Raw genomic sequence first — 2831 nt, 5'->3', positions numbered from 1 at the left:
CCGTTCCGAGTGGCGCGGCGGGCAGGCCGTCGGCGGGCGGCCCGTCGTCGGCAAGCCGCGCCGCCAGTGCGCGATCGAGTGCGCGCACGTCGCCCGCGTCCGGCATCCGGCCCGCGAGCACATGCAGGATCGCGGCCGTGAAATCGACGGACTCGATCAGCTGCAGCAGATCGACGCCGCGTACGGAAAGCCGGTCGGGCGAGATCGAGACCGCATCGATCTCGCTTTCGTCGCGTGCGGCGCGCGGACGGGCGGCGTCCGGCGCCGGCAGGTCGTGAGCGGTTCGCATCGGCGATGCCCCGCTTACTGCTGCGCCGGTTTCGCGATCAGCACCTCGAAGCCGATCGCGAGCATCCCCGATCCCTTCGATACGCTGGCGTGCTCGCCGATGCCGGCTTCGTGCAGGTGCCCGACCGACTCCGCGACCGTGAACTTGCCGTCGAGATGGACCGGATGAACGCCTGCGGCCGCGCGGCGCTCGTTGAAGAACGCCAGCGCCTCCGGCGCCGGATCGCTGCAGGGTTCGTGAATCAGCGCGAAGCCACCGGGCGCCAGCGTGCGGAAGATCTCCCGGTACGCGCCGACCGGGTCGGCCCAGTGATGCACGACCGAACGGCCGATCACCGCGACGAACGTCCCGTCGTCGAACGGCAGCGCGTGGACGTCGCCCGCGCGGATGTCGATGCGCCCTTCGAGCCCTTCCGCGCGCACGTTCTGTTCGGCGCGCTGCACCATGTCGTCGTAGTAGTCGACCCCGACGAAGCCCAGCGGTGCGAGCGACGGGACGCGGGCCAGCTCGATCAGCGTCCGCGCGGTACCGGTGCCGACATCGAGCAACCGGCCCGACGCGATGCGCCGCTGCGCGAGCTCGTGCTCGACGCGCTGCACCAGATTGCGGTTCCATTCGAGCGTGAACGTGTCGACGTAGTGATCGTAGGTGTCGGCGTTGACTTCGGCGGGGGTATTGGTACGCATGCAGGTCTCCAGTCGTGAGGTCTAGGGGTACAACGGTCGTGGCATCATCCGGCCGCGGCGCGCACGCCGGCCGGGGGTGCGGACGGCGCGGCGCCGAGCCTGCGCATGAGCCGCAGGAAAATCGTCAGGTACACGGCCTGGCGCACGACGCTCACGCCCGCGAGCAGCGCGAACAGTTGCGTGAGCGCGAGATGGTGCGTGACGCCGAGGTAGATCGCGCCCGGCGTGACGATCCAGGAAAAGAACAACCCGAGCGCCATCGCGCGCGCCGGGCGTTCGAGAATCTGGAAGCAGCCCGTCACGAGGTTCGTCAGCAGATAGCTGAAGACGAACAGCGGCACGTAGTCGAGCAGCGCGGTCGCGACCGCGATCACGCCTGCGTCGGACGCGAGAAAGCGCAGCGCGAGCGCGCGCAGCAGGAAGAACGCGATGCTGATCGCCGCGGTGAACAGCACGCCCAGCAGCATCACCGACTGCAGTGCCGCCCGGGACGGCGCCCGGCTGCGCACCAGATGACCGATCCGGATCATGAACACCATGCTCAGGCCCTTGATGAGGATGAATCCGATCGTCATCAATTCGAAGCCGATGCCGTACCCGCCGATCGCGCGCACGCCGTAGCGGGCGATCAGCGAATAGACAGCCGTATTCGCGAGAAAGGTCAGCGCCTCGAGCGCGGCCGAAGGCAGGAAGATGCGCAGCAGCCGTCGCTGCGTCGGCCATTCCACGCCGGGGCGCGGCAGCACGACCTGCTCGCGGCGCAGCCGCGGGCGGATACACCGGACGCACCAGCCGAGATACAGGCTCTTGGTGATCCACGAGGTCAGCGCGAGGCCGAACAGCTGCAGCGACGGATGCTGGCCGAACAGCCCGAACACGAGCAGCGGATCGAGGATGTTGTTGACCACGCCGCATGCGATGCTGATTCGGGCAGGCGACTTGGTGTCGCCGTACGTGCGCATCGCCGCGGAAAGCGCGGTGCTGAGCAGCGTGAGCGGAAAGCTGCCGATCACGAGCGCGTAATAGCCGAACATGCGCTCGCCGTGGAACTGGCCGCCGGAAATGAACGTCATCAGCGGCGCCCGCGTGGCGATCAGCACCAGCACGACCAGCGCGCCGATCGCGCCCGCGAACACCAGGCTCTGCACGAACAGCCGGCCCTGTTCCTCGCGGGGCGCCTTGGCGAACACCGCGACGAACGACTCCTCGAAGCTCTTGCCGAGCAGGAACAGGAACGTCGCGACGCTGCCGTTGACGAGCGCGAGCAGCGCCATGTCCTCCGCCGGCAGGTCGCGAATCCAGCGATAGTCGAACAGCGTCATGCAGTAGCCGAAAATCGACGACAGCACCATCGGATAGAGCATCAGCCAGGTCGCGCGCACCTCGGCCGCGAACTGTCGCATACGGTCGGCCCGCGACGCGTGCGTCGAGGCCAACGTCGCAGCTGTGGCGGACGGCGTGCGCGCGGAGGACGCGGCGGGCGGGGCAGGCGCGACGGCGGCGCGATCGTCAGACATGGGCGTGCCTCTCGTCGATCAGGCGCGGCAGCTTCTGGCGCGCAGAGAAGCGCAATGCGTCGCGACCGAGCACGTCGAGGCGACCTTCGCCCTTGTCGAGGCATTCGCGCACGTCCTCGACCTCCAGCAGCGCATCCGTCAGCCGTGACGCGAGCGGGGCGAGCTCGTCGTCGCCCAGGTCCAGCGCGACCGTCAGGCAGTCGCGCCCGTGCGCGTCGGCGTCCAGGCGAAACTGGCAATCGAGCGGCCGGCCGACGCACGCCGCCAGCCGCTGCGCCAGCAGCTCGGTGCTGATCAGGTTGCCCGCGAACTTGAAGCGCTGATCCGCGCGGCCCTGCA

General features: G+C 69.0%; 2 protein-coding genes and 2 pseudogenes. All 4 read right to left on the bottom strand.

Annotation, left to right across the window (positions count from 1 at the left end; genetic code table 11):
• Window positions 1-289 (bottom strand): annotated as a pseudogene (locus G3N93_RS37715) (citrate synthase); the annotation flags it as partial.
• Window positions 290-303: 14 nt separating this feature from the next.
• Window positions 304-975, bottom strand: a complete 672-nt coding sequence (locus G3N93_RS37710) for a class I SAM-dependent methyltransferase (RefSeq protein ID WP_174943500.1) — start codon at window positions 973-975, stop codon at window positions 304-306.
• Window positions 976-1019: 44 nt separating this feature from the next.
• Window positions 1020-2492 (bottom strand): MATE family efflux transporter, encoded by a 1473-nt coding sequence (locus G3N93_RS37705; RefSeq protein WP_241026871.1) that lies wholly within the window; start codon window positions 2490-2492, stop codon window positions 1020-1022.
• A pseudogene (locus tag G3N93_RS37700) lies at window positions 2485-2831 on the bottom strand (hypothetical protein); the annotation flags it as partial. The pseudogene G3N93_RS37700 and the gene G3N93_RS37705, both read right to left, overlap by 8 nt.

It is taken from the genome of Burkholderia sp. Se-20378 (assembly GCF_017104665.1).
Taxonomy (GTDB): Bacteria; Pseudomonadota; Gammaproteobacteria; order Burkholderiales; family Burkholderiaceae; genus Burkholderia; species Burkholderia lata.
This window is presented reverse-complemented; position numbering and strand designations above follow the sequence as displayed.